This window comes from Streptomyces sp. NPDC051561, from assembly GCF_044454195.1.
GTDB lineage: Bacteria > Actinomycetota > Actinomycetes > Streptomycetales > Streptomycetaceae > Streptomyces.
The window spans coordinates 48,479-69,751 of sequence record NZ_JBITDM010000004.1 but is presented as its reverse complement, the minus strand read 5'-3'; the positions used below and the strand labels follow the sequence as shown (position 1 = coordinate 69,751).

Sequence of the window (21,273 nt, the reverse complement as noted above, 5' to 3'; positions counted from 1 at the left end):
GGTGTACCCGGAGCCGACGGGTGAGGTGCGTATGAGTCTGTCTCTGCGCTTCGCAGCCGGATCGCACAAGGGCATGATCCGGGAGGGGAACGAGGACTCCGGCTATGCCGGCCCCCGCCTTCTCGCGATCGCCGACGGCATGGGCGGCCAGGCCGCGGGGGAGGTCGCCTCCTCCGAGGTGATCTCGACCCTGGTCCAGCTCGACGACGACGTACCCGGGTCGGACATTCTGACCTCCCTGGGCACGGCCGTGCAGCGGGCCAACGACCAGCTGCGCATGATGGTCGAGGAGGACTCCCAGCTGGAGGGCATGGGCACCACGCTCACCGCCCTGCTCTGGACCGGCCAGCGCCTGGGCCTCGTACATGTCGGGGACTCCCGCGCCTATCTGCTGCGCGACGGCGTCCTCACCCAGATCACGCAGGACCACACCTGGGTACAGCGCCTCGTCGACGAGGGCCGCATCACCGAGGAAGAGGCCACCACCCACCCGCAGAGGTCCCTCCTCATGCGCGCGCTGGGCAGCGGCGACCACGTCGAACCGGACCTCTCCATCCGTGAGGTGCGGGCCGGCGACCGCTATCTGATCTGCTCCGACGGACTGTCAGGCGTCGTCTCCCACCAGACGATGGAAGAGACGCTCGCCAGCTATCAGGGCCCGCAGGACACCGTCCAGCACCTGATCGAGCTGGCGCTGCGCGGCGGCGGTCCCGACAACATCACCTGCATCGTGGCCGACGTCCTGGATGTCGACGGCAACGACACCCTGGCCGGACAGCTCAACGACACCCCGGTCGTCGTCGGCGCCGTCGCCGAGAACCAGATGCAGCTCGGCGACACCCGCGCCATGCAGACCCCGGCCGGACGCGCCGCCGGTCTCGGCCGCCCCGCGTCCCCGTCACCGTCGCAGTCCCCCTCGGGGAGCTTCGGCCCGGCAGGCAGCGGCGGGTACGGCGGAGGGCTGGACGACACCTTCGACATGTACAACGGCGAGGACTTCGTGAAGTCCCCCGGCCGCAAGTGGTTCAAAAGATCCGTCTACCTGATCCTCGCGCTGGCCGTCATCGGCGGCGGTCTGTACGGCGGCTACCGCTGGACGCAGACCCAGTACTACGTCGGGGCCAACGAGGAGCACGTCGCGCTCTACCGCGGCGTCGACCAGGACCTTCCGTGGGTCTCCCTCTCGGAGATCGAGAAGGACCACCCCGATATCGAACTCAAGTACCTCCCGGACTTCCAGGCCAAGGAGGTCAGGGAGTCACTGCCCGCCAGCGACCTCGCCCAGGCGCGCGAGAAGATCGAGAAGCTCGCGCTCCAGGCGTCCGCCTGCGAGAAGAAGTCCAAGCAGCGCACCGCACCCCCGGCGGCGAAGCCGTCGCCCACGCCCAAGCCCGGCACCACGCCCGGCAAGAATCCGCCGAACGCGGCCACACCCACTCCGAGCGCCCCCGCTCCCGGCCCCACCCTCTCCGAGGAAGAGCAGGAACTGGCCTCGCAGTGCGGTAAGCCGGCCACACCGTAGGGGGCCCTCCACTTATGAGCGTTGTCACCAACACGACCACCATCGGCGCGATCGAAGCACCCAGCAGGCGCAACACGGAGCTGTTCATGCTCGCGTTCGCCGTCGCCATCCCGGTCTTCGCGTACGCCAATGTGGGCCTCGCCAAGGACGGCAGCCTGCCGGCAGGCATGCTCGGTTACGGCGTCGGGCTGAGCCTGCTGGCAGGCGTCGCGCACCTGATGATGCGCAAGTTCGCCAGGTACGCGGACCCGCTGATGCTGCCGATCGCGACCCTGCTCAACGGGCTGGGCCTGGTGATCATCTGGCGGCTCGACCAGGAGCCGCTCATCACCAGCGCCAAACTCGGCGGGCCCATGGCGGCCAAGCAGCTGATGTGGTCGACGGTGGGTGTCGCGCTCTTCCTGCTGGTCCTGTTCGTCCTCAAGGACCACCGCGTACTCCAGCGCTACACGTACATCTCGATGGTCGTGGCGCTCGTCCTGCTGATCCTGCCGATGTTCTTCCCCGGCGTGAACGGCGCGAAGATCTGGATCACCATCCCCGGCCTCGGCTCCCTCCAGCCGGGCGAGTTCGCCAAAATCATCATTGCGATCTTCTTCGCGGGCTATCTGATGGTGAAGCGCGACGCGCTCGCCCTAGCCAGCCGCCGCTTCATGGGGATGTACCTCCCGCGCGGACGCGACCTCGGCCCGATCCTCGCGATCTGGGCGCTCAGCCTGATGATCCTGATCTTCGAGACCGACCTGGGCACCTCGCTGCTCTTCTTCGGCCTCTTCGTGATCATGCTGTACGTCGCGACCGAGCGGACCAGTTGGGTCGTCTTCGGCCTCACCCTCAGCGCGGCGGGCGCGGTCGGCGTGGCCTCCTTCGCCAGCCACGTGCAATCGCGCGTCAACGACTGGCTGAACCCGCTGGCCACGAAGTGCGACGCCCTGGGCAACTGCGGACTGGTCACCGAAACCGCCCAGTCGATGTTCTCCTTCGGCTCCGGTGGCCTCTTCGGCTCCGGCCTCGGCCAGGGCTACTCCCGCTTCATCGGCGGCATCGCCCCCAAGAGCGACTACATCCTCGCCACCATCGGCGAAGAACTGGGCCTCACCGGCCTGATGGCGATCATCCTGCTGTACGGGCTGCTCATCGAGCGCGGCATCCGTACGGCGCTGGCCGCCCGGGACCCCTTCGGCAAGCTCCTCGCGATCGGCCTCTCCGGCGCCTTCGCGCTCCAGATCTTCGTCGTCGCCGGCGGTGTCACCGGCCTGATCCCGCTCACCGGTATGACCATGCCGTTCATCGCGCAGGGTGGTTCCTCCGTGATCGCCAACTGGGCGCTGGTGGCCATCCTGCTGCGTATCAGCGACACCGCGCGGCGCCCCGCGCCCGCCCCCGTCCCGTCCCCCGACGCCGAGATGACCCAGGTGGTCCGTCCGTGAACAAGCCCCTGCGCCGGGTCGCGATCTTCTGCGGCATCCTGGTCCTCGCACTACTCGTCCGCGTCAACTGGGTGCAGTTCGTCCAGGCCGACGAGCTGAAGACCCACAAGGACAACCGCCGTGTCCTGGTGGAGCGTTATGCCCACCCGCGCGGCGACATCGTCGTCGACGGCAAGGCCATCACCGGGTCCGTGGCCGCCGAGAACGGCGACCTCAAGTTCAAGCGCACCTACAAGGACGGCCCAATGTGGGCCCCCGTCACCGGTTACGCCTCGCAGGTCTACGGCGCCACCCAGCTGGAGAGCATCAACGACGGCATCCTGTCCGGCACCGACGACCGGCTCTTCTTCGACCGGACGGTCTCGCTGTTCAGTGGCAAGGAGAAGAAGGGCGGCAATGTCGTCACCACCCTCAACGGCGACGCCCAGCGCGCCGCCTACGAGGGACTGAAGGGCAAGAAGGGCGCCGTCGCGGCCCTCGACCCCAAGACCGGCAAGATCCTCGCGCTCGCCAGCGCCCCGTCGTACGACCCGTCCAAGATCGCGGGGATGGGCGACGCCGAGGCCTGGAAGCAGCTCGACAAGAAGGTCAACCCGGACGACATCTCGCTCAACCGGGCGCTGCGCCAGACCTATCCGCCGGGCTCGACCTTCAAGGTCGTCACCGCGGCCGCTGCGCTGGAGCACGGCAAGTACACGGACATCGACGCGGCGACCGACTCACCGTTCCCGTGGAAGCTCCCGCAGTCCACGAGGGACCTGCCCAACGACGGCAACCACCCCTGCGAGAACGCCAGCCTGCGGGTAGCGCTCCAGTGGTCCTGCAACACCGTCTTCGGCAAGGTCGGCTACGACCTCGGCAAGGACAAGATGCAGGAGACCGCGGAGAAGTTCGGCTTCAACAGCGAGCAGTTCACGCCCGTCCGCTCCAACGCCAGCGTCTGGCCCAAGAAGATGGATGAGCCGTCGACGGCCCTGTCCTCCATCGGACAGTTCGACACCGCCGCCACTCCTCTCCAGATGGCCATGGTCACCGCCGCCATCGCCAACGACGGCAAGCTGATGACCCCGTACATGGTCGACAAGCTGCAGGACCCCAACCTGGACGACATCAAGCAGACCGACCCGGTCGAGATGAGCCAGCCGCTGTCGCCCGAGAACGCCCAGAAGGTCCAGCAGATGATGGAGACGGTCGTCAAGGACGGCACCGGCGGCAACGCCCAGATCGACGGCGTCACCGTCGGCGGCAAGACCGGTACCGCCCAGCACGGTCTCAACAACGACAAGAACCCGTACGCCTGGTTCATCTCCTACGCCAAGACCGACAAGGGCTCCCCGGTCGCCGTCGCCGTCGTCGTCGAGGACAGCGAAGCGGCCCGTGGCGACATCTCTGGTGGCGGTCTCGCCGCGCCCATCGCCAAGAACGTCATGAAGGCGGTCCTCGACCGAGCGAAGTAGGTCACAGCCCGGCGGGTCATGACCGGCCGGAGGCAGGGAAGGGGCCCGTGGGGATGTTTCACGTGAAACATCCCCACGACGCCGGACAAGGTGATGTTTCACGTGAAACAGCCAGTTCGCGGTGAACACGGTGATGTTTCACGTGAAACGGTCACCACCAACCGGCCCGAAGTGACCCCCGTCACCACCCGGTTCCATTCTTCCTCGTGGACGTACCGGTCAGGTATCAGGTGACGGTCGCGGGCCAACGCGGTGCGGACCGCCCGGTACCGTATGCGCGAACAGCACACCGCCGGACCACGCACGGGTGCGGTCGGGACAGACGGAGAGGGCTGGATTAGCTATGGAAGAGCCGCGTCGCCTCGGCGGCCGGTACGAGCTGGGCTCGGTGCTCGGCCGTGGTGGCATGGCCGAGGTCTACATCGCCCAGGACACCCGGCTCGGCCGCACCGTCGCTGTGAAGACGCTCCGGGTGGACCTCGCCCGCGATCCGTCCTTCCAGGCCCGGTTCCGCCGTGAGGCCCAGTCCGCCGCGTCGCTCAACCACCCGGCGATCGTTGCCGTCTACGACACCGGCGAGGACTACGTCGACAACGTATCCATCCCGTACATCGTGATGGAGTACGTCGACGGATCGACCCTTCGTGAACTCCTGCACTCCGGGCGCAAGCTGCTCCCCGAGCGCACCCTGGAGATGACGGTGGGGATCCTCCAGGCACTGGAGTACTCGCACCGCGCCCAGATCGTCCACCGCGACATCAAGCCGGCCAACGTGATGCTGACGCGCACCGGCCAGGTCAAGGTCATGGACTTCGGCATCGCCCGCGCGATGGGCGACTCCGGCATGACGATGACCCAGACCGCCGCCGTCATCGGCACCGCCCAGTACCTCTCCCCTGAGCAGGCCAAGGGCGAGCAGGTCGACGCGCGCTCCGACCTCTACTCCACCGGCTGTCTGCTGTACGAACTGCTCACCGTGCGGCCTCCCTTCATCGGGGACTCGCCGGTCGCGGTCGCCTACCAGCACGTACGGGAAGAGCCGCAGCCCCCGTCGAACTTCGACCCCGAGATCACGCCCGAGATGGACGCCATCGTCCTCAAGGCGCTGACCAAGGACCCCGACTACCGCTACCAGTCGGCCGACGAGATGCGTGCCGACATCGAGGCGTGCCTCGACGGCCAGCCGGTCGCCGCCACCGCGGCGATGGGCGCGGTCGGCTATGGCGGGTACGGCGGCAATGACCAGCCGACCACCGCGCTGCGCCAGGCCCAGGGCGGCCAGACGGCGATGATGCCGCCCGTCGGCGGCAACGGGAACGGTGACTACGGCAACGGCAACGGCGGCTACGACGAGCCGCAGGGCCGCCGCCGCCAGCAGCCGAAGAAGAGCAACACCTCGACGATCCTGCTCGTCCTCGCAGGCATCCTGGTGCTCGTCGGCGCAGTCCTCATCGGCAACGCGGTGTTCAACGGCGACGGTGACAAGGACAAGCTGGTCGACGTACCCAGCCTGGTCGGGTTGAAGTTCGCGGAGGCACAGCAGAAGGCGACCACCGCCGAGCTCAAGCTGGTGCGCCAACCGGACGAGGCCTGCGCGGAGAAGCCGAAGGGCGTTGTCTGCAAGCAGACCCCGCAGAGCGGCCAGGTCGCCAAGAACACGGAGGTCAAGGTCGTCGTCTCGGCCGGGGACCCGAAGGTCGAGGTCCCCGACGTCATGGACCAGACCCAGGACCGGGCCACCAAGCGCCTCAAGAACAACGACTTCGTGCCCGTCATCAAGAAGGAACAGTCCGAGAAGCCCACCGGCACGGTCATCGACCAGAGCCCCAAGGGCGGTGAGAAGGCCGAGAAGGGCGCCCAGATCACCATCACCATCGCCACGGAGAAGGAACTGGAGATCCCGGACCTGACCGGCCAGCCTTACGACGCGGCGCTGAAGACGCTCAACGACATGGGCTTCGACAACGTGGAGAAGGCCGATCAGGAGTCGGCGGACAAGCCGCCGAACACGGTCATCTCCCAGTCCGCGAAGGGCAAGGCCCCGGCCAGCACCAAGATCGTGCTGACCATCGCCAAGGCCCCCGCGACCCCCACCCCGCCGCCCGCCGAGCAGGTCACCATCCCGGGCGATCTCCTCGGCAAGACGTACGGGGACGCCAAGGGGCAGCTCGAAGGCATGGGGCTGACCGTCCAGCTCGCCCCCGGCTCGCCGGACAAGGAGAAGTCCAGGATCGTGGTCGTCAACCCGCCCGGCGGCACCGCGGTCGCCAAGGGCACCGCGGTCACCTTGACCACCGCAGGTGGCGACGACGACGGCGGCTTCATCGGCGGCAACGACTAGACACCTGCCGACGAGTACGGCGAAGGGGAGGGCCCCGGCACAGTGACTGTGCCGGGGCCCTCCCCTTCGCCGTACGAATGTGCCGTACGACGACCCGCTACCGCAGCTCCGGCGGCGGCGTCCGCTTCGAGTCCACCTTCTCGGTGCGCTCCAGCTCGCCCCACACCACATAGCGGTACTTCGACGTGAAGACCGGAGTGCAGGTCGTCAGCGTGATGTAGCGGCCCGGCTTCGCCTTCCCCGACTCCTTGGGGACCGGGTCGAGCACCTTGACGTTGTACTTCGAGGTCTCCGGCAGCGCGGCGTACACCTTGTAGACGTACCAGGTGTCCTTGGTCTCGAAGACGACCGAGTCGCCGTTCCTGAGCTTGTCGATGTTGTGGAACTTGGCGCCGTGGCCGTCGCGGTGCGCGGCAAGCGAGAAGTTGCCCTGCTTGTCCCACGGCAGAGCGGCCTTGACCGGATCCGTGTAGTAGCCCGCGACACCGGCGTTGAGGCCCTTGGTGTCGGTGCCCTTCCTGACCAGCACCTCGCCGTTCTTCATCGCGGGTACGTGGAGGAAGCCGATACCGTCCTTTATGTCGCGGGCGCCAGGACCGCCGCTGTCCCAGCCGTGGCGTACGTCCTCGCCCTGTTTGCCCGCCTCGTGGTCGGCTAGGACGTTGGTCCACCACAGCGAGTACGCCACGAACAGGCCCAGGATCAGCCCCGCGGTGATCAGCAGTTCACCGAAGACGCTGATGGCACCCGCGATCCGCCCCCGTGCGACCGAGGCCCGCGGTGGCGTCGACTTCGGTTCCGTCCGCTCGTCCTGCTCGGTACTCGCTGCCACCGCACCCGTCCCTCGTGTCCTGGTCACCGGCTCCAGCCGGTGCGCAACAGCCGGTCTGCGTCAGCTGAGCGCGGGCGGCATGCCCTTGCTCCGCGGCCGTTCGTCGACCATCTTGCCCCAGACAATCAACCGATAGGTGCTGGTGAATTCCGGTGTACAGGTGGTGAGGGTGAGGTAGCGCCCGGGCTTGGTGAATCCGGACCCCTGCGGAACCGGCCGGATCACCGAGACGTTCGACGGCGAAGTCTGCGGCAGCATCGAGGTCATCTCGTACGTGTAGAACGCGTCCTGCGTCTCCACCACGATCTTGTCGCCCTTGACCAGCTGGTTCACATAGCGGAACGGCTCCCCGTGCGTATTGCGGTGGCCCGCGACCGCGAAGTTGCCCTGTTTGTCGGCAGGCATCGCCGTCTTCAGCTTGCCGTCCGCGTAGTGCCCGACCATGCCCCGGTCCAGCACCTTGTGCTTGTCGATGCCCTCGGCGACCGGCACCTTCACGTCCAGCTTCGGGATGTGCATGATCGCGAAGCCCTGGCCCGGCTCGAACACCCCGGCCGCCCTGGGCTTCGTACCGCCACCCTTCGACCAGTCGTCCTGAAGGCTGTGGGTGGCTCCGTTCGCCTGTATCCCGGCGCGGACGTTGGTCCACCAGAGCTGGTACGTCACGAACAGCAGCATCAGCACGCCGAAGGTGATGAACAGTTCCCCGACGAACCGGCTGACGACGACCCCGGTGCCCTCCTTGGTCGTCTGCGCCCGGCCTCGGGCAGGCTTGCCCTGGGCAGCCCTGCGCCGCTCGGCACGGCCACCGCCCTCGGGTGCCTCCGGCTCGGCTATTCGCGGGCGCGGCGGGGACGGCGCGTCAGGCTCGACCGCGGGCAGGGCGAACGTCGGGTCGTCCAACGGCTGTTCATAGCCGTAGGACTCCCGGCCTGAGGGCTGATGAGGCTGAGGCTGACGGGGCTGAGGCTGGTGAGGCGGCGACAGGTGCGGCTGCGGCTGCAACTGCTGCGGCTGTGCGTACATCTGCTGCTGCGGCTGCGCATACGCCTGATGCGGCTGCGCCTGCGCCTCCGGATCCGGCTGCTGCTGCGGTACGTACGCCTGCTGCTGCCCGTACCAGTCCCGCCGGTACCCCTCCGGGTCGTACCACTCGTGCGGCTCGCGGTACTGCTGCTGCTCCTGGTACTGCTGCTGCGACAAGGGCTGTTGCACGGGCTGTTGTACGGGCGCCTGCTGCGCCGCATACGGGTCGTACGCCCCCTGCGGCTCCCGCGCCCAGCTCGGCGCCTGATGGCCCGGCAGCGGGTCGTTCAGCGGATCGGCGAGCCGGTCCACCGCCGCCCCGAGCCCCTCGCCGACGTACCCCTCGTACCCCTCTCCCTGGGGAGGCCCGTACCCGGCGCCGTCGTTCCCGGGGCGCAGTGGCGTCACGCCGAGGCCCTGCCCGCGCCCACCACCGGAGCCAACCCCACCGACCGCCCCACGGCCTGGGTGTCACCGCACTGCACCAGCCAGTTGGCCAGCATCAGATGGCCCCACTCGGTCAGCACCGACTCCGGGTGGAACTGCACGCCCTCGACCGGCAGATCACGGTGCCTGAGGCCCATCACGATCCCGTCCTCGGTACGCGCGGTCACCTCCAGCTCGGCCGGCACGGACTCCGGCTCGGCCGCCAGCGAGTGGTAGCGGGTCGCGGTGAACGGGGAGGGCAGCCCGGCGAAGACGCCCGCGCCCTCGTGCAGCACCGGCGAGGTCTTGCCGTGCAGCAGCTCGGGCGCCCGGCCGACCACACCGCCGTACGCCACCGCCATCGACTGCATGCCCAGGCACACCCCGAACACCGGAATCCCGTTGTCCGCGCAGTGCTTCACCATGTCGACGCAGACACCGGCCTGCTCCGGAGTGCCGGGACCGGGAGACAGCAGTACGCCGTCGAAGCCGTCCTGGGCGTGCGCGAGCTCGACCTCGTCGTTGCGCAGCACCTCGCACTCGGCGCCCAGCTGGTACAGGTACTGGACAAGGTTGAAGACGAAGCTGTCGTAGTTGTCGACGACCAGGATGCGTGCGCTCATGAACCGTTCGATCCGTTCTTGCCGTCGACCGTTACGTCACCGAACGGAAGCAGTGGCTCCGCCCACGGGAAGACGTACTGGAAGAGCACGTACACCACCGCCAGGATCAGCACGAGCGAGAGAAAAGCCCGCACCCACGCGTTTCCCGGCAGATGCCGCCAGATCCAGCCGTACATGCTGCCCCTTCCCGTTTCGGTGGTGACCAGACTAAACGGCGGGGGCAAGCGGGTGGGTCAGCCGCTCAAAGCCGGAGCCCGTCAGCCGCTCAGAGCCGGCGGCCGGCCCTTGGCCACGGGTTGTGTCGCGTCGAGGTGCGCCCAGACGATCAGCCGGTGGCTGCTGCCCCACTCGGGCTCGCAGGTGGTGAGCGTCAGATACCGCCCGGGACCGTCGAAGCCGGACTTGCGCGGCACCGGGTCGACGACCCCGACGTCGCTGGGAACGGTCCGGTAGGGCTGGTTGTCGATGCGGTACGTGAACCAGGTCGTCCCGTCGTTGAGCACCACCGCGTCGCCGGGGCGCAGCTCGGGGAAGTCCTTGAAGGGGTCGCCGTAGGTCCTGCGGTGCCCGGCGACCGCGAAGTTCCCGGTCTCGCCGAGGCTCGCGGTCCCCGCGTAGTGGCCGAGCCCCTTCTTCAGGGTGCGGGTAGAAGTTCCCTGGAGCACGGGCCAGTCCCACTCCTTGCCGAGCCGTGGGACGTACATGACGGCAAAGGGCCTTCCGTCGCGGTACGCCGGCGGAGGCGGCGGCTCCGGAGTGCCGGTGCCCGTCACGGGAGGGGGCGGAGCGGCTGCGGCCGGGCGGTGCGCCCACTCGTCCTGGAGCGACTCGATCTGGCCGTCGGAGGCGCCCGCGGCCTGCACACCGGTCCAGAAGACGACGTACCCGACGAACAGGACGATCACGGCGCCGGCGGTGATGCAGATTTCACTGAAGGTCCGCACCGCCAGTCGTAATGACACGGCAGTCCCCCTTCCGCTCCTGCTTCCGCTACTGCACGGGCTTCGCGTAGTGGAGATCCACTGTGCCCGAGTAGCCGGGCAGAGTCACCGCTTCGTGCTCGTCGACTTTCCAGCCGAGGCCGTACGCCTGGACGTACAGCTGGTAGTTCTGAAGCGCCGGGGAGGCGGTCAGCGACTTCTTGAGGCTGCCCCGGTCGCCGACGGCGGTGACGGTGTACGGCGGCGAGTAGACGCGACCCTGGAGGATCAGGGTGTTGCCGACGCAGCGGACGGCGCTGGTGGAGATGAGGCGCTGGTCCATGATCCGGATGCCCTGGGCGCCGCCCTCCCAGAGGGCGTTGACGACGGCCTGGAGGTCCTGCTGGTGGATGACCAGGTCATTGGGGTGCGGCTTGGGGTAGCCGGGGTTGGCGGTGGCGCCGGGCGGGGCGTCGTTGAGGGTGACGGTGAGGCCCTGACCAGCGACCTTCTTGGTCCCGGCAGCCTTCTCCAGCTGCCCCAGCTTGGCGTCCTCGGCCTGGGTGCTGCCGTCGTCGCGGCGGGCCAGGGCGTCCACCTGTTCGCGGACGCGGCCGGTGGTCTTCTCCAGCTCCTCGTTCTTCTCGCTGCGCTGGCGGGTGAGATCGGAGAGCTTCAGCAGGGAGTCGTCGGTGCGGATGTTGGTGCCCTTGGCCGCGTTGAAACTGGTGACGAAGATCAGCCCGGCGAGGGCGAAGACGGCGGCGGTGAGCAGCCGGACGGGGCGCAGGTTCCGGCGACGTACTGGAGAGGAGCCGGCGGCGTCCTCGGGGGACTCGTCCGGGAGGGAATCTGCTGCCCCGTCTGCGACAGGGCCTGCGGGCCTGTCCGTGAAAGGACCGGCGGTCTCGTCCGGGAGCGGGCCTGCGAGCGGTTCCGGGGTGAGCTTCGCGGGAGCGCCCGACGGCCGCTGCGAGGACTGATCGGGGGCCTTTCCGGACGACCGGTCCGACAACCGGTCCAACGGCCGATTCGGCGGCTGTTCCGATGGCTGATCCGGGGACCGGTCTGGGGCGTCGGCAGAATTGCTCATACCCTTATCTCCTTCGACGCCGCGGAAGCACTACGCTAACGGACGCCCGGGGGAGGCAGTGTGTCCCCGTCGGCTCCCGCCCTGCCCCTTGGCGTCACGCCACAGTTCCCTGCGCGGTCACGCAGCGCATCGACAGGAGAGTCCCTCGTGCCGAAGTCACGTATCCGCAAGAAGCCCGATTCCACGCCTCCGGCTCCCACGAAGAAGGCGACAGCCATCAAGCTGACCAGCCGTAGCTGGGTCGCACCGGTGATGCTGGCGCTGTTCCTCATCGGTCTCGCCTGGATCGTGCTGTTCTACGTGACGGAGGGCGACCTGCCGATCAAGAGCCTGGCGAACTGGAACATCGTGGTCGGCTTCGGCTTCATCGCCGCCGGCTTCGGCGTCTCCACCCAGTGGAAGTAGCAGCTCAGCGCGGCTGAACCGCGGCTCTCGGTGGCAGAACCGAGGCTCTTGGCGGCAGCTCGACACCGCATTTCCGGGCCCGCCGCACAAGCCCTCCCCATAGCTGTCCACAGCGTTATCCACACCTGAGGAAAAGTTACGACGATCTGTGGATAACTCTCACGCTGTTGACGCCAGTGTGATCGCATCCTCACCCCACGCCCCTCTGACGCCCCTTGTTCTGGCCGGGAAAACCCAGCTCAGCGACAAGGGGCTCAGTTGTTCCCCTGCTTTCCCGCCGCATGCACAGCTTTGGCCGGACGCTGTGGACAACGCGCGGAGGAGCGGGTCAAAAGTCCCTTCCTCAGTCACTTCCTCACAGCCCGGCCGCAGCCCGGCCCAAGGCCCGGCTGCGGCCCGCCCACAGCCGTCACACCGTCAGTGAAGCCGTTCTGACCAGCACCGTCACCAGCACCGCGACGAAGACCAGGCCGAAGGTCCCCGCCTGAACGAGGGTCCGCTTCTCGCGCGGGGCGTGCACCAGGCCGAGGGCGAGGATCACGCCGGCGACGAGACCGCCGATGTGGGCCTCCCAGGCGATGTTGCTGCCGCCGAAGGTGAAGATCAGGTTGATCACGAGCAGGGCGATCACGGGCCGCATGTCGTAGTTCATGCGCTTCATCAGTACGGCTGTGGCGCCGAGCAGTCCGAAGATCGCCCCGGAGGCGCCGAGTGAAGGCTGGTTCGGGGCGTCGATCGCGTACGTCATCGCGCTGCCCGCAAGCCCCGACAGCAGGTAGAGCGCAATGAACCTGCCCCGCCCCAGCGCAGCCTCCAGCGGGCCGCCCAGCCACCACAGGCCCAGCATGTTGAACGCGATGTGCCAGATCTCCTCGTGCAGGAACATCGAGGTGAAGAGCCGGTACCACTCGCCGCCGGCCACGCCCACGCTGAAGACCGGGGCCGCGTTGTAGCCGCCGATCAGGTAGAAGTCCCGCACGAGCGCACCGCCCGACGGAAGCAGGTGGACGGCGGCGAACACCGCCACATTCAGCCCCACCAGAATCTTGGTGACCAGCCGCGGATCGCCCCCGCGCAGCGCACTGCCGACCACGTTCCGCGGCTGGTTGGCGCCCGGCGCGTGGCCGGTGCCGGAGCCGTTGCTCACGCAGTCCGGGCACTGGAAGCCCACCGAGGCGTCGACCATGCAGTCGGGGCAGATCGGCTTCTCGCAGCGGGTGCACCGGATGCCGGTCTCCCGGTCCGGGTGCCGGTAACAGTGCGGCACCGCGTCCGCTGCGTCGGCGGGCGGCTGGTCCGGGCTCTTCGGCGGCTGCTCCATGCCGTCCATTGTCACGGCCTTCGCACGTGTGGTGTCACGGAATAAGTGCGTCCCGACGACATCAACGCGTCTCGACGGCATCAACGCGCCCCGGCAACATCAGCGCGTCTCGACGACGACCGTCTCCAGCACGATGTCCTGAACCGGGCGCTCGGTGCGCGAGTTGACCTCGGCGCGGACGATGGCGTCCACGACCTTGCGGCCCGCCTCGCCCACAACCTCGCCGAAAATGGTGTGCTTGCGGTTGAGCCACATCGTCGGCTGGACAGTGATGAAGAACTGCGAGCCGTTCGTCCCGCCGGGCCCCGCGTTGGCCATCGCCAGCAGATAGGGCTTGTTGAAGCTGAGTTCGGGGTGGAGTTCGTCCGCGAACTCGTAGCCGGGGCCGCCCAGACCGTTCCCGAGCGGGTCGCCGCCCTGGATCATGAAGCCGCTGAGCACCCGGTGGAAGATCGTGCCGTCGTACAGCTTGTCCGTGGTCCGCTCACCGGTGCTGGGGTTGGTCCACTCGCGCTCACCCTTGGCCAGCTCGACGAAGTTCCGCACGGTCTTGGGGGCGTGGAACGGCAGCAGCCGGATCTCGATGTCGCCCAGGCTGGTCCTGAGGGTGGCGTAAAGCTGCTCGGCCACGGGTCTGCCTTCCGCTGAAGTCTTCGCGCCTGCCGGGCTGGTGCAGGCGCGCGTCGATCCTCGCACGGCCCTCTCCCGGGCAGCCCGGCCCGGGCCCGGGGCCGACCGGCTTTCTTCGGACGAGTCCGTACGGAACCGGCGCGCACGGGCGCGAAGCGTGGCATTGTCGTCCGGAGTTCCCCTTGCACCGTATTTGCCCCATGGTCGACATTCCTGGCCGGTCGAGTCCGAGCGTTCGAGCTCCGGCCGTTGGCTTACCGACGTTCGATTCCGGGCCGCTGATGACCCGGATGCCCGCCCGCACATGCCAGGAATGCTCTTGGCGGGCATGATTTCGATTTGGGTGGAAAGGCGCATACACGAAGCGCCACCGAGGAGGAGGATTTCCGTGACCCGTAAGGACAGCGTGCGCCACGCGACCAGTACGGCGAGGGACAGCGTGCGACACGCCGCCGAAGTGGTGGCGCCCTACGCCGGCACGGCCAAGGACACGGCCGTGCACTACGCGCACGAAGCCCGGACTCGTATCGCCCCCCGGGTTTCCCACGCCACCCATCAAGCGGCGGACCAGGCCCGCGCCCAGTACGAAGCACGTCTGGCCCCCCATGTCGAGCAGGCCCTCACTCATGTACCGGCCCGTGTCGACGAGGCCGCGCACAAGGCGGCCAAGGTGACGAGGAAGGCCGCCCGGCAGGCAGCGGACTATGCGGGCCCGCGCGTCGAGCACGCGGTCGCGGCGGCCCAGCCGGTACGCGAGGAAGCGGCGGCCCGCAGCACGGCCGCGCTGGCCGCACTGCGTGGTCAGGTGTCCGCGAAGGAGGTCCAGAAGCTGGTGCGCAAGCACGAGCGCCGGGCCCGTTCGGGACGCCTCGCCAAGCGTCTGGCCGTGGTGGGTCTGCTGGCGGGCGGCGCGTTCGCCGCATGGAAGTGGTGGGACAAGCAGGCCAACCCGGACTGGCTGGTGGAGCCCCCGGCCGCCACCGAGGTCCGTGACCGCGCCCCGCTGACCTCGGTCGACGGCAGCGGCCAGGCCGTCCTCGACCCCGAGGTCCAGGCCAAGCAGGCCGAGGCAGAGGCCGCGGACCCCAAGGACCGCTGACCCGCCTGTTCCACCCTGTACCGAAAAAAGAGACCCCCTGACCTGCATCTCAGCAGGTCAGGGGGTCTCTTTGTGTTCCGATTGTGGAGCCTAGGAGATTCGAACCCGAGATCGTTACCTTTCCGACCTGGGGTTTTGCCGAAGAGTCGGACATTAGACCCTGTTTCGACCCTCCTCTGTCTGGCTCCATCCACCTCGATCTGCCCCCCGTGCTGACACGTCAACACGCTCTCTCAGTGCATTGCACCTGCAACAAGACCGGTTCGCCGCTTCCCCACCAGCATGGGAAGAACCTCCATTTCAGCACCTGCGCTCAAGCAAATCACCGAAAACTCGGCTCTCGCGTGAAACAGCTGCCCGAACCGCTGAGGAGCACCCTCACTTGAGGCCGGTGAGAGACAACAGGAAGTCGACGAGTTTGGTGGTTACCGCGGCGGCAACAGCCGCCGCGCTCGTCTGAACACAACGGTGCAGGACCTCACTGGTTCGTGGGTTCTGACCCGTCTGAGCGTAGCGGCGGCGCCGCGCTGGGCGACGCGTACGGTTGTGCATACAGCCTCCTCATGGGTTGTCGGGCCCTGCGCCACCGACTCCGCCAGAAGGTGTGGTGCAAGGCTCTCTGTCACGGCTTCACACTGCGGCAGCAACATCGCTGATGTCCCGTCCCGGACCTCGAATCTCGATGTACGTTCCAGAGGTGGCGAATTGGGACGGCGGATGGGAACCCGGAACTGCGGAAGATCTCGTAGCCGACGCCCGTGCGCTCGGTGTTGAGGTCACCCAGCGCACGGTGAAGAACCACGTGGAATACGGGCTGCTGGCGCCCCCTGTACGTCGGAAGAGCACACAGCGAGGTAGCGACCCGGCCATCTTCCCCAGCGGGCAGCGTCGCCTCTCCTACGAGCTGCACGCCGCGCGCCTTCGGACCACACTGCCGCGCACGCCCTACAGGACGATGATCCCGATCGTGTTGCACATGTGGTACCTCGATGACGCGGTGATCCCCACCGCGCAAGCACGCCGAGCACTTCGGACCCACGCCCTATCAGCGGGCATCAAGTCGGCTGTGCGTCGTAAGGAGAGCGCCCAGAGGGTGATCGACCAGTTCGCGCACCCTTCGGCGACGAGAAGTCAGCTCGCCACGGCCAAAGCCTGGATTCTCCAAGGAGAAGAGTCCGGCAAGCCGAACTGGGACGCTGTCGCGGACACCCTCAGTGCCGTGGCCAGTCCGTGGCGCCGCCTCGGCCTTCCCGAGATCGTGCGTGGCCTCGGACCTCCGCAAGCCCCTCTGACCACAGACACGGCTGTCGCCATGTGGGAATTACGGCATCAGACGAACAGCGAGTTGGCTTTCGAGAGCGTCACCGAGGCGGCGTTGCTGCGTGCGCGCGAGGAACACCGTCGGCAGTGGGAGCAGTACCAGCAGCATCGCCCACAACTGATGACCCAGGCCGGCGGACTGGCCGACATCTTCGAGCTACCCGCAGACCAAGAACAGGCGGCTCGCCAACAGGCCAACGGCTTCGTAACGGTCCTCGGCAACACCTTGGGTCTCGCCAGGCCTGTCTTCGAGCGAGCCGGAACTCGGGCCAAGAGGCGCTGATACGCCTCAGGCCCGAGTCTGGCCCGTACCTCGGGGCAGCTACTTCGGCGGGTGGAGCTTGCGGAAGTACGTCCAACTGGTCTCGTTCGGAGCGCTCCAGTTCTCCGGGGCGTGGGCGAACTCCGGGTGGTGGTCGGCGATGTAGGCGCGGGTGCGCTCGGGTACCTCTTCGTACGAACCGAGCTTGCGGCCCCGACAGTGGTAGGTGAGGCCGCCCGGCTGCTGCCCGCGGCCCATCCACGGAAGCCACGGGGACATCCGGCTCCACGACATCGATGCCGGGACGCTGGGCGCGTCCCCGGCCAGGTCGGCGCGGTCCGCGAAGAACTGGAAGAGTTCGAGGGCCTTGTACGTGTCGTCGGCGGAGGCGAGCGGGTAATCGGCCACCGGCAGCGGCGAGGGGTAGGCGAGCGGGATTTCCAGGCTGAAGCAGACCTGATCGCCAAGGTCGGTCGTCGGGATCGGGAAGGGGCGCCACTTCTGATTTGCGGGGTCGTTCCAGATGTGCACCACTGGCAGGTCCTGCCAGGTCTCCAGGATTTCCCGGGTCATCGGGTCCAGGTAGAAGGCGGCCTCGCGGGTGAGGAGCTGGTAGGCGTCCGGACCGTTCTCGGGGTCCTCGACCAGGCGCGAGACGTTGAGCCCCTCGAACCCGAAGAGGCGCTGATAGGGCTCGTCGGGAGCCCAGGAGTACACGTCACCGGACCACCAGTACGTGACTTCCTCACCATCGAGTGAGGCCCGGGTGCGAGCGAAGGAACGAAGAAGCTCTGCGGGTGTCGTCATGACATCCAGCCTGCACGATCACCCCTCCGTCTTGCACGTTTCCGCTGCTCAGGGGCGATGGCCCGGCCGTTGTCAGTGCTGGGGGAGAGAATCCGCGGATGGCCAGCGAAACTATGGCGGATGACGAGTCTGTGATCCTCGCCAGTGCCTTACGCACGCATCTCTCGGAAGCCGGACTCACCTTCACTGGGCTCACCGGATCGGAGGCAACCCGATGTATCACCCTGGCGGTAGTCGGGTGGGCTCATGCGTCGGGCTGGAGGTGCTACGCGGAGGCACTCGTGCGCTACATCGACCCGCCTCGCAGGGTGCATGGGGGCTGCGTCTGGTACTGGTCACCGCCCTGGATGGCCTATCTGGATCTCCGCGTGGTTCGTGAGAACGGCCCTCCGATCGCCATCGAGATCGACCGAGAGGACGTCAGTACCGCCGTTGGCAAACTCCGTGACGAGGCTCTCCGCGGGCACCCAGCATTGTGGATTCGCTGGCACGGAGCGGTGCGTGCCAGTCTTCCGGATGGCATCGCCCGTCTGCACCTGCCAGCACGCTCCAAGCGTGCTCCCGTCCGGTACTCAATGCCACCCGTTGCTTCCTCAGCGGCAATCACCTTCGGCAAAGCCGTAGCCCCCGAAGCCCAGGAATCTGCCCTGCGTCGGGACAAGCAACGAGCAGCGCAGGAGAGCCGCGCCGCCGCTCTTCTCGGAGTCCCGAGTTACTCCATCCCAGACGTGATGGCCAGCAACGGCCTGCTCACTGAGCTTCTTTCATCCTGAATAGTCGCAGTTCAGTAGAGTGTGGACGGCTTGGACGATGGTGCCGATGCGGCGGGTGGAGCATCTGGCTCGCCGGAGCAGTCGCCAGGACTCAGTTGCGCGAAGGCGCCTTCGCCGGGAGTACTGAGTCGGCGTGTGCACGGTTGAACTGCTGGTAGTGCTCGGGCTGTTCACGGAGGTGGTAGTACGGCGTGCGGGAGGTGGCGCCGGCTCCCTGGTAGGCGCGGTCCGCGAGCACGAGAATCTGCCTGGTGGGGCAGGCCTAGACGATGCCATGGGCTCGTGCTGCGGTCAGGTCGTGGGTACGCCCCGGTGTCGCACGCGAGAAACCAGAGCGGGGTTCCGTCCGAACGTGCGATGACCTGCACGTTCATGCCGTGCTCCTTGTGTTTCTGGGAATAGTACGGCTCGTCCGCCCTGATGCGGTCGGTGGGGATGAGGGTGCCGTCGGCGATCACGAAGTCGCCTTCACCGAGTCCGGTCAAGGCTTCGTGCAGGCCGGGTGCCCAGGAGGCCAGTATCTCGATCGTCTCGTCGACGTAACGCCAGGCGGTTGCCTCGGACACCCCAACGCCGAACTGCCGATACGTCTCGTTCTTGCGTAGATGCGCCAGAGCGAGCAGGGCCTGCTTGAAGCAGATCAACTTCCGCCAGGGCGAACGCAGTTCACTCCTTCGGGCGTAGATGAGCCAGGAGACATGCTCGACGAGCTCGTGCGGGACGTCGCGCATGGAAGGATACGGAACCAACAGGGCCCCTCGGTCGCCGGTGTGATGAGTGGAATCACCACGCCAACGACGAGGGGCCCTGTCTTGTCACCAGACTGCCGACCAGCCCATTTCACCCGCCAGCACAGGATGACAGAGGCTCACTGACGTAAACGTTCTTCAGCCACGGAATGCCTGGTTCCGCCCTCAGGTAAAAGCGACAAGAGGGAGCTAAATGGAGGATTTGGCAACGTATAGAAAATCTATTGTGCCGGATGTAAGTTTCTGGCAAAGTTTTCGCGGAGGGGTGCCTTCAGGTATCCAAAGAGAGGGAGAGTTTTCATGCAAAGGAAGATAGCCGCAGCACTACTCGCCGGGGTCGCACTTGCGGTTTCTGTCGCCCCTGCTGCGCAGGCAGCTCAGTCGTACAACGGAGTTTGCGATGACCACGAGGTCTGCAATTACAGACTCGCGAACTATTCGGGAGGAATAGCCGACTTCTACACTAACATACCTGATTACGACGGGTACGCCTGGTTCAACTACGGCGGCAATATCAACGACAGCACTAGCTCCCTGAAGAACAATGCAGACCTTAACATTCTCGAGAGCTACCAGCATAAAAATGCCGGTGGTGGCTACTTCACGACTGGAACCAACGGAAAGCGCGCCAGTTTCACCTCCACTTGGGACAACACTGTCAGCTCGCACTACTTCTAGTCATCAGCTGGCAGAACTCGATTCCCCCGAATCTAATTAAGATTCGGGGGAATTTTTAGATTCGAGGAAAACCGATGAATATTCAACGGAATCATTCTCTCCTAGTTTTTGGCATCGCCCTGACGGGATTGGCCGGTTGTGGAGCAGGCGGCGAGAAAGGTCTGCCGGAGATAGGCACTCCGGAAGTTGTTACAAGTACGAAAGACTTGCGGCTCCCTCTGGATGCCTACCGAATGACGAGAGACGAAAGGAATCTCGCCCTCCGCGCTCAAGTGGCAGAGCTGAACAAGTGCCTTAAGCGATTCGGATACGATCTTGATCTTCGCGCCCCTAGCTCACAGAACTCGATGTCCTCGAATGAACGCATATATGGCGTGACTGACCTCAGTGAAGTTCGCGTAAGTGGATACAGAATTCCTTCGCATAAAACTCGAGAGAGGCCGGCTTCGCCCAAGTTGAGCCCTGAAGTGCAGACCATCATTAAAGGCCAAGGGCAGACTCAAGCGAATGGCACAGCTATACCACGAGGAGGATGTGATGCAGAATCCAAGCGGTCTCTTTCTCGAGGAGGGCCAATGGTCGAAGATTTGGATCGAGCGGGCATGATAGCGGCTGAGGAGTCGCAGAAGGCAAAGGGAGATCCGCGCCTCAAGGAAGCATTCGGCGCCTGGTCCGAATGCATGCGCAAGAAGGGATATAGCTATAACGAACCGATGGATGCGAACGACGACCCGGCTTTCAGTGTCGGAAAGAGTGCATCCCCTAAAGAGATCAGAACAGCAGTTTCCGACGTAGAATGCAAGAAGTCCGTAAATCTTTTGGGTGTATGGACAGCTGTAGATACAGCTTATCAAAAGATCGCCATCGAACAGCACGCCGAAGAACTCAAAGAAGTTCAAAAAGCAATTCAGGTCATCTTGCGAAATTCGAAAGTTTAGCTTCCCGGAAGTATCACCCAGGATTAAGGGCAGATTAATGAAAGCCAAGAAACTCTTCCCGCTACTCGCAGTAATTTCTCTCGCACTCACAGGGTGCACACAAGAGGCTTCTTCTATTCCAGAGCCGTCTGCAAGTTCCTCGGGGACAAACGATTTTATCCCCGAGTCAAGTTCCGAGATTAAGGCTTACGCGGCATGCCTGGAAAGTAATGACGTAAAGGCAGAAGTGAGCTCGGACATTATCTTTGCGAAGCCAAAAGCCGGATCTGGTGGTCTACAACCGGCGAAGGGAAAATGTACCGCTGAGCGCGACGATTTCGCACAGATCGTGGCCTCTACGGATCGGAAGGAGAATCCGCGTACCTCCTTCCAGCAGCGAGTCACATCCTGCCTCATCGTAAGTAAGGCTGGGACCTGGAATGCGGAACGGGAAGATCCGGTGTTGCTGGATGACGGCACAGATGCGCGTGTACCTGCAATCCGGAAGTGCCTAAAGGCTAACATGAACGCGAAGTAGGTAACTGTGCCTCTCTAGATTGGTATACGAGATCAGCAGAGTTGTAGTTCTATCTTAGGCGCGATCATCGGGCCAGCGAACTAAGAGCGACTCCGACTTTCCTG

General features: G+C 66.0%; 18 protein-coding genes and 1 pseudogene. 9 read left to right on the top strand and 10 right to left on the bottom strand.

Features of this window, described 5'->3' with window-relative positions; all coding sequences use genetic code 11:
- Window positions 1-31 precede the first annotated feature (31 nt).
- The 4 genes from ACIA73_RS11205 to pknB all read left to right on the top strand — a co-directional run bounded on the left by ACIA73_RS11205 (window position 32) and on the right by pknB (window position 6,750).
- The gene (locus ACIA73_RS11205; RefSeq protein ID WP_399438132.1) at window positions 32-1,522 is read left to right on the top strand and encodes a Stp1/IreP family PP2C-type Ser/Thr phosphatase; all 1,491 of its coding nucleotides are present in this window, start codon (window positions 32-34) and stop codon (window positions 1,520-1,522) included.
- Between the two features lie 14 nt (window positions 1,523-1,536).
- Window positions 1,537-2,952, top strand: a complete 1,416-nt coding sequence (locus ACIA73_RS11200; RefSeq protein ID WP_399438131.1) for an FtsW/RodA/SpoVE family cell cycle protein — start codon at window positions 1,537-1,539, stop codon at window positions 2,950-2,952.
- Window positions 2,949-4,409 carry a peptidoglycan D,D-transpeptidase FtsI family protein gene (locus tag ACIA73_RS11195; RefSeq protein ID WP_399438129.1) on the top strand — a complete coding sequence of 487 codons (1,461 nt, stop codon included), beginning with the start codon at window positions 2,949-2,951 and terminating at the stop codon, window positions 4,407-4,409. Before ACIA73_RS11200 ends, ACIA73_RS11195 begins: the two co-directional genes overlap by 4 nt.
- A gap of 343 nt (window positions 4,410-4,752) precedes the next feature.
- Window positions 4,753-6,750 (top strand): Stk1 family PASTA domain-containing Ser/Thr kinase, encoded by a 1,998-nt coding sequence (pknB, locus tag ACIA73_RS11190; RefSeq protein WP_399438128.1) that lies wholly within the window; start codon window positions 4,753-4,755, stop codon window positions 6,748-6,750.
- Between the two features lie 97 nt (window positions 6,751-6,847).
- On the opposite strand, the gene ACIA73_RS11185 is transcribed toward pknB, so the two are convergent.
- The 6 genes from ACIA73_RS11185 to ACIA73_RS11160 form a co-directional block, all read right to left on the bottom strand.
- Complete coding sequence (locus ACIA73_RS11185; protein WP_399438127.1) at window positions 6,848-7,582, bottom strand: class E sortase; 735 nt, start codon at window positions 7,580-7,582, stop codon at window positions 6,848-6,850.
- Between the two features lie 60 nt (window positions 7,583-7,642).
- Window positions 7,643-9,016, bottom strand: a complete 1,374-nt coding sequence (locus ACIA73_RS11180) for a class E sortase (RefSeq protein WP_399438126.1) — start codon at window positions 9,014-9,016, stop codon at window positions 7,643-7,645.
- The gene (locus ACIA73_RS11175; RefSeq protein WP_399438125.1) at window positions 9,013-9,657 is read right to left on the bottom strand and encodes an aminodeoxychorismate/anthranilate synthase component II; all 645 of its coding nucleotides are present in this window, start codon (window positions 9,655-9,657) and stop codon (window positions 9,013-9,015) included. The genes ACIA73_RS11180 and ACIA73_RS11175 overlap by 4 nt, the downstream gene beginning before the upstream one ends.
- A complete protein-coding gene (locus tag ACIA73_RS11170; RefSeq protein ID WP_399438124.1) occupies window positions 9,654-9,833 on the bottom strand; it encodes a hypothetical protein in 180 nt (59 codons plus the stop codon). Before ACIA73_RS11170 ends, ACIA73_RS11175 begins: the two co-directional genes overlap by 4 nt.
- Window positions 9,834-9,914: 81 nt before the next feature.
- Window positions 9,915-10,619, bottom strand: a complete 705-nt coding sequence (locus ACIA73_RS11165; protein WP_399438123.1) for a class E sortase — start codon at window positions 10,617-10,619, stop codon at window positions 9,915-9,917.
- A 28-nt stretch (window positions 10,620-10,647) separates the two neighbouring features.
- Window positions 10,648-11,367 carry a DUF881 domain-containing protein gene (locus ACIA73_RS11160; protein ID WP_399438576.1) on the bottom strand — a complete coding sequence of 240 codons (720 nt, stop codon included), beginning with the start codon at window positions 11,365-11,367 and terminating at the stop codon, window positions 10,648-10,650.
- A 450-nt stretch (window positions 11,368-11,817) separates the two neighbouring features.
- Here ACIA73_RS11160 and crgA point away from each other — a divergent pair, with 450 nt between their 5' ends.
- A complete protein-coding gene (gene crgA, locus ACIA73_RS11155) occupies window positions 11,818-12,075 on the top strand; it encodes a cell division protein CrgA (RefSeq protein WP_399438122.1) in 258 nt (85 codons plus the stop codon).
- A gap of 409 nt (window positions 12,076-12,484) precedes the next feature.
- On the opposite strand, the gene ACIA73_RS11150 is transcribed toward crgA, so the two are convergent.
- Both ACIA73_RS11150 and ACIA73_RS11145 read right to left on the bottom strand, forming a co-directional pair.
- Entirely contained in the window at window positions 12,485-13,396 is a 912-nt protein-coding gene (locus ACIA73_RS11150) for a rhomboid family intramembrane serine protease (protein ID WP_399438121.1), read from the bottom strand.
- 99 nt (window positions 13,397-13,495) lie between these two features.
- A complete protein-coding gene (locus tag ACIA73_RS11145) occupies window positions 13,496-14,026 on the bottom strand; it encodes a peptidylprolyl isomerase (protein ID WP_399438120.1) in 531 nt (176 codons plus the stop codon).
- Between the two features lie 388 nt (window positions 14,027-14,414).
- On the opposite strand from ACIA73_RS11145, the gene ACIA73_RS11140 reads away from it, so the two are divergent.
- Together ACIA73_RS11140 and ACIA73_RS11135 are read left to right on the top strand one after the other, a co-directional pair.
- Window positions 14,415-15,125, top strand: a complete 711-nt coding sequence (locus ACIA73_RS11140; protein WP_399438119.1) for a DUF5324 family protein — start codon at window positions 14,415-14,417, stop codon at window positions 15,123-15,125.
- Window positions 15,126-15,822: 697 nt separating this feature from the next.
- The gene (locus ACIA73_RS11135) at window positions 15,823-16,728 is read left to right on the top strand and encodes a hypothetical protein (RefSeq protein WP_399438118.1); all 906 of its coding nucleotides are present in this window, start codon (window positions 15,823-15,825) and stop codon (window positions 16,726-16,728) included.
- A 39-nt stretch (window positions 16,729-16,767) separates the two neighbouring features.
- Here ACIA73_RS11135 and ACIA73_RS11130 read toward each other — a convergent pair whose 3' ends face one another.
- Both ACIA73_RS11130 and ACIA73_RS11125 read right to left on the bottom strand, forming a co-directional pair.
- Window positions 16,768-17,514 carry a DUF1838 family protein gene (locus tag ACIA73_RS11130; protein WP_399438117.1) on the bottom strand — a complete coding sequence of 249 codons (747 nt, stop codon included), beginning with the start codon at window positions 17,512-17,514 and terminating at the stop codon, window positions 16,768-16,770.
- 764 nt (window positions 17,515-18,278) lie between these two features.
- Window positions 18,279-19,077 (bottom strand): annotated as a pseudogene (locus ACIA73_RS11125) (transposase family protein).
- Between the two features lie 259 nt (window positions 19,078-19,336).
- On the opposite strand from ACIA73_RS11125, the gene ACIA73_RS11120 reads away from it, so the two are divergent.
- Window positions 19,337-19,714 (top strand): peptidase inhibitor family I36 protein, encoded by a 378-nt coding sequence (locus ACIA73_RS11120; RefSeq protein ID WP_399438116.1) that lies wholly within the window; start codon window positions 19,337-19,339, stop codon window positions 19,712-19,714.
- Between the two features lie 74 nt (window positions 19,715-19,788).
- A complete protein-coding gene (locus ACIA73_RS11115; protein WP_399438115.1) occupies window positions 19,789-20,652 on the top strand; it encodes a hypothetical protein in 864 nt (287 codons plus the stop codon).
- The last annotated feature ends 621 nt before the right edge of the window (window positions 20,653-21,273 follow it).

What these genes read in the sequence shown, in the direction of transcription:
- ACIA73_RS11205 (WP_399438132.1), top strand. Translation starts at nt 32, where the DNA reads ATGAGTCTGTCTCTGCGCTTCGCAGCCGGATCGCACAAGGGCATGATC.
- ACIA73_RS11200 (WP_399438131.1), top strand. Translation starts at nt 1,537, where the DNA reads ATGAGCGTTGTCACCAACACGACCACCATCGGCGCGATCGAAGCACCC.
- pknB (WP_399438128.1), top strand. Translation starts at nt 4,753, where the DNA reads ATGGAAGAGCCGCGTCGCCTCGGCGGCCGGTACGAGCTGGGCTCGGTG.
- ACIA73_RS11175 (WP_399438125.1), bottom strand. Translation starts at nt 9,657, where the DNA reads ATGAGCGCACGCATCCTGGTCGTCGACAACTACGACAGCTTCGTCTTC.
- ACIA73_RS11170 (WP_399438124.1), bottom strand. Translation starts at nt 9,833, where the DNA reads ATGTACGGCTGGATCTGGCGGCATCTGCCGGGAAACGCGTGGGTGCGG.
- ACIA73_RS11150 (WP_399438121.1), bottom strand. Translation starts at nt 13,396, where the DNA reads ATGGAGCAGCCGCCGAAGAGCCCGGACCAGCCGCCCGCCGACGCAGCG.
- ACIA73_RS11130 (WP_399438117.1), bottom strand. Translation starts at nt 17,514, where the DNA reads ATGACGACACCCGCAGAGCTTCTTCGTTCCTTCGCTCGCACCCGGGCC.
- ACIA73_RS11120 (WP_399438116.1), top strand. Translation starts at nt 19,337, where the DNA reads ATGCAAAGGAAGATAGCCGCAGCACTACTCGCCGGGGTCGCACTTGCG.
- ACIA73_RS11115 (WP_399438115.1), top strand. Translation starts at nt 19,789, where the DNA reads ATGAATATTCAACGGAATCATTCTCTCCTAGTTTTTGGCATCGCCCTG.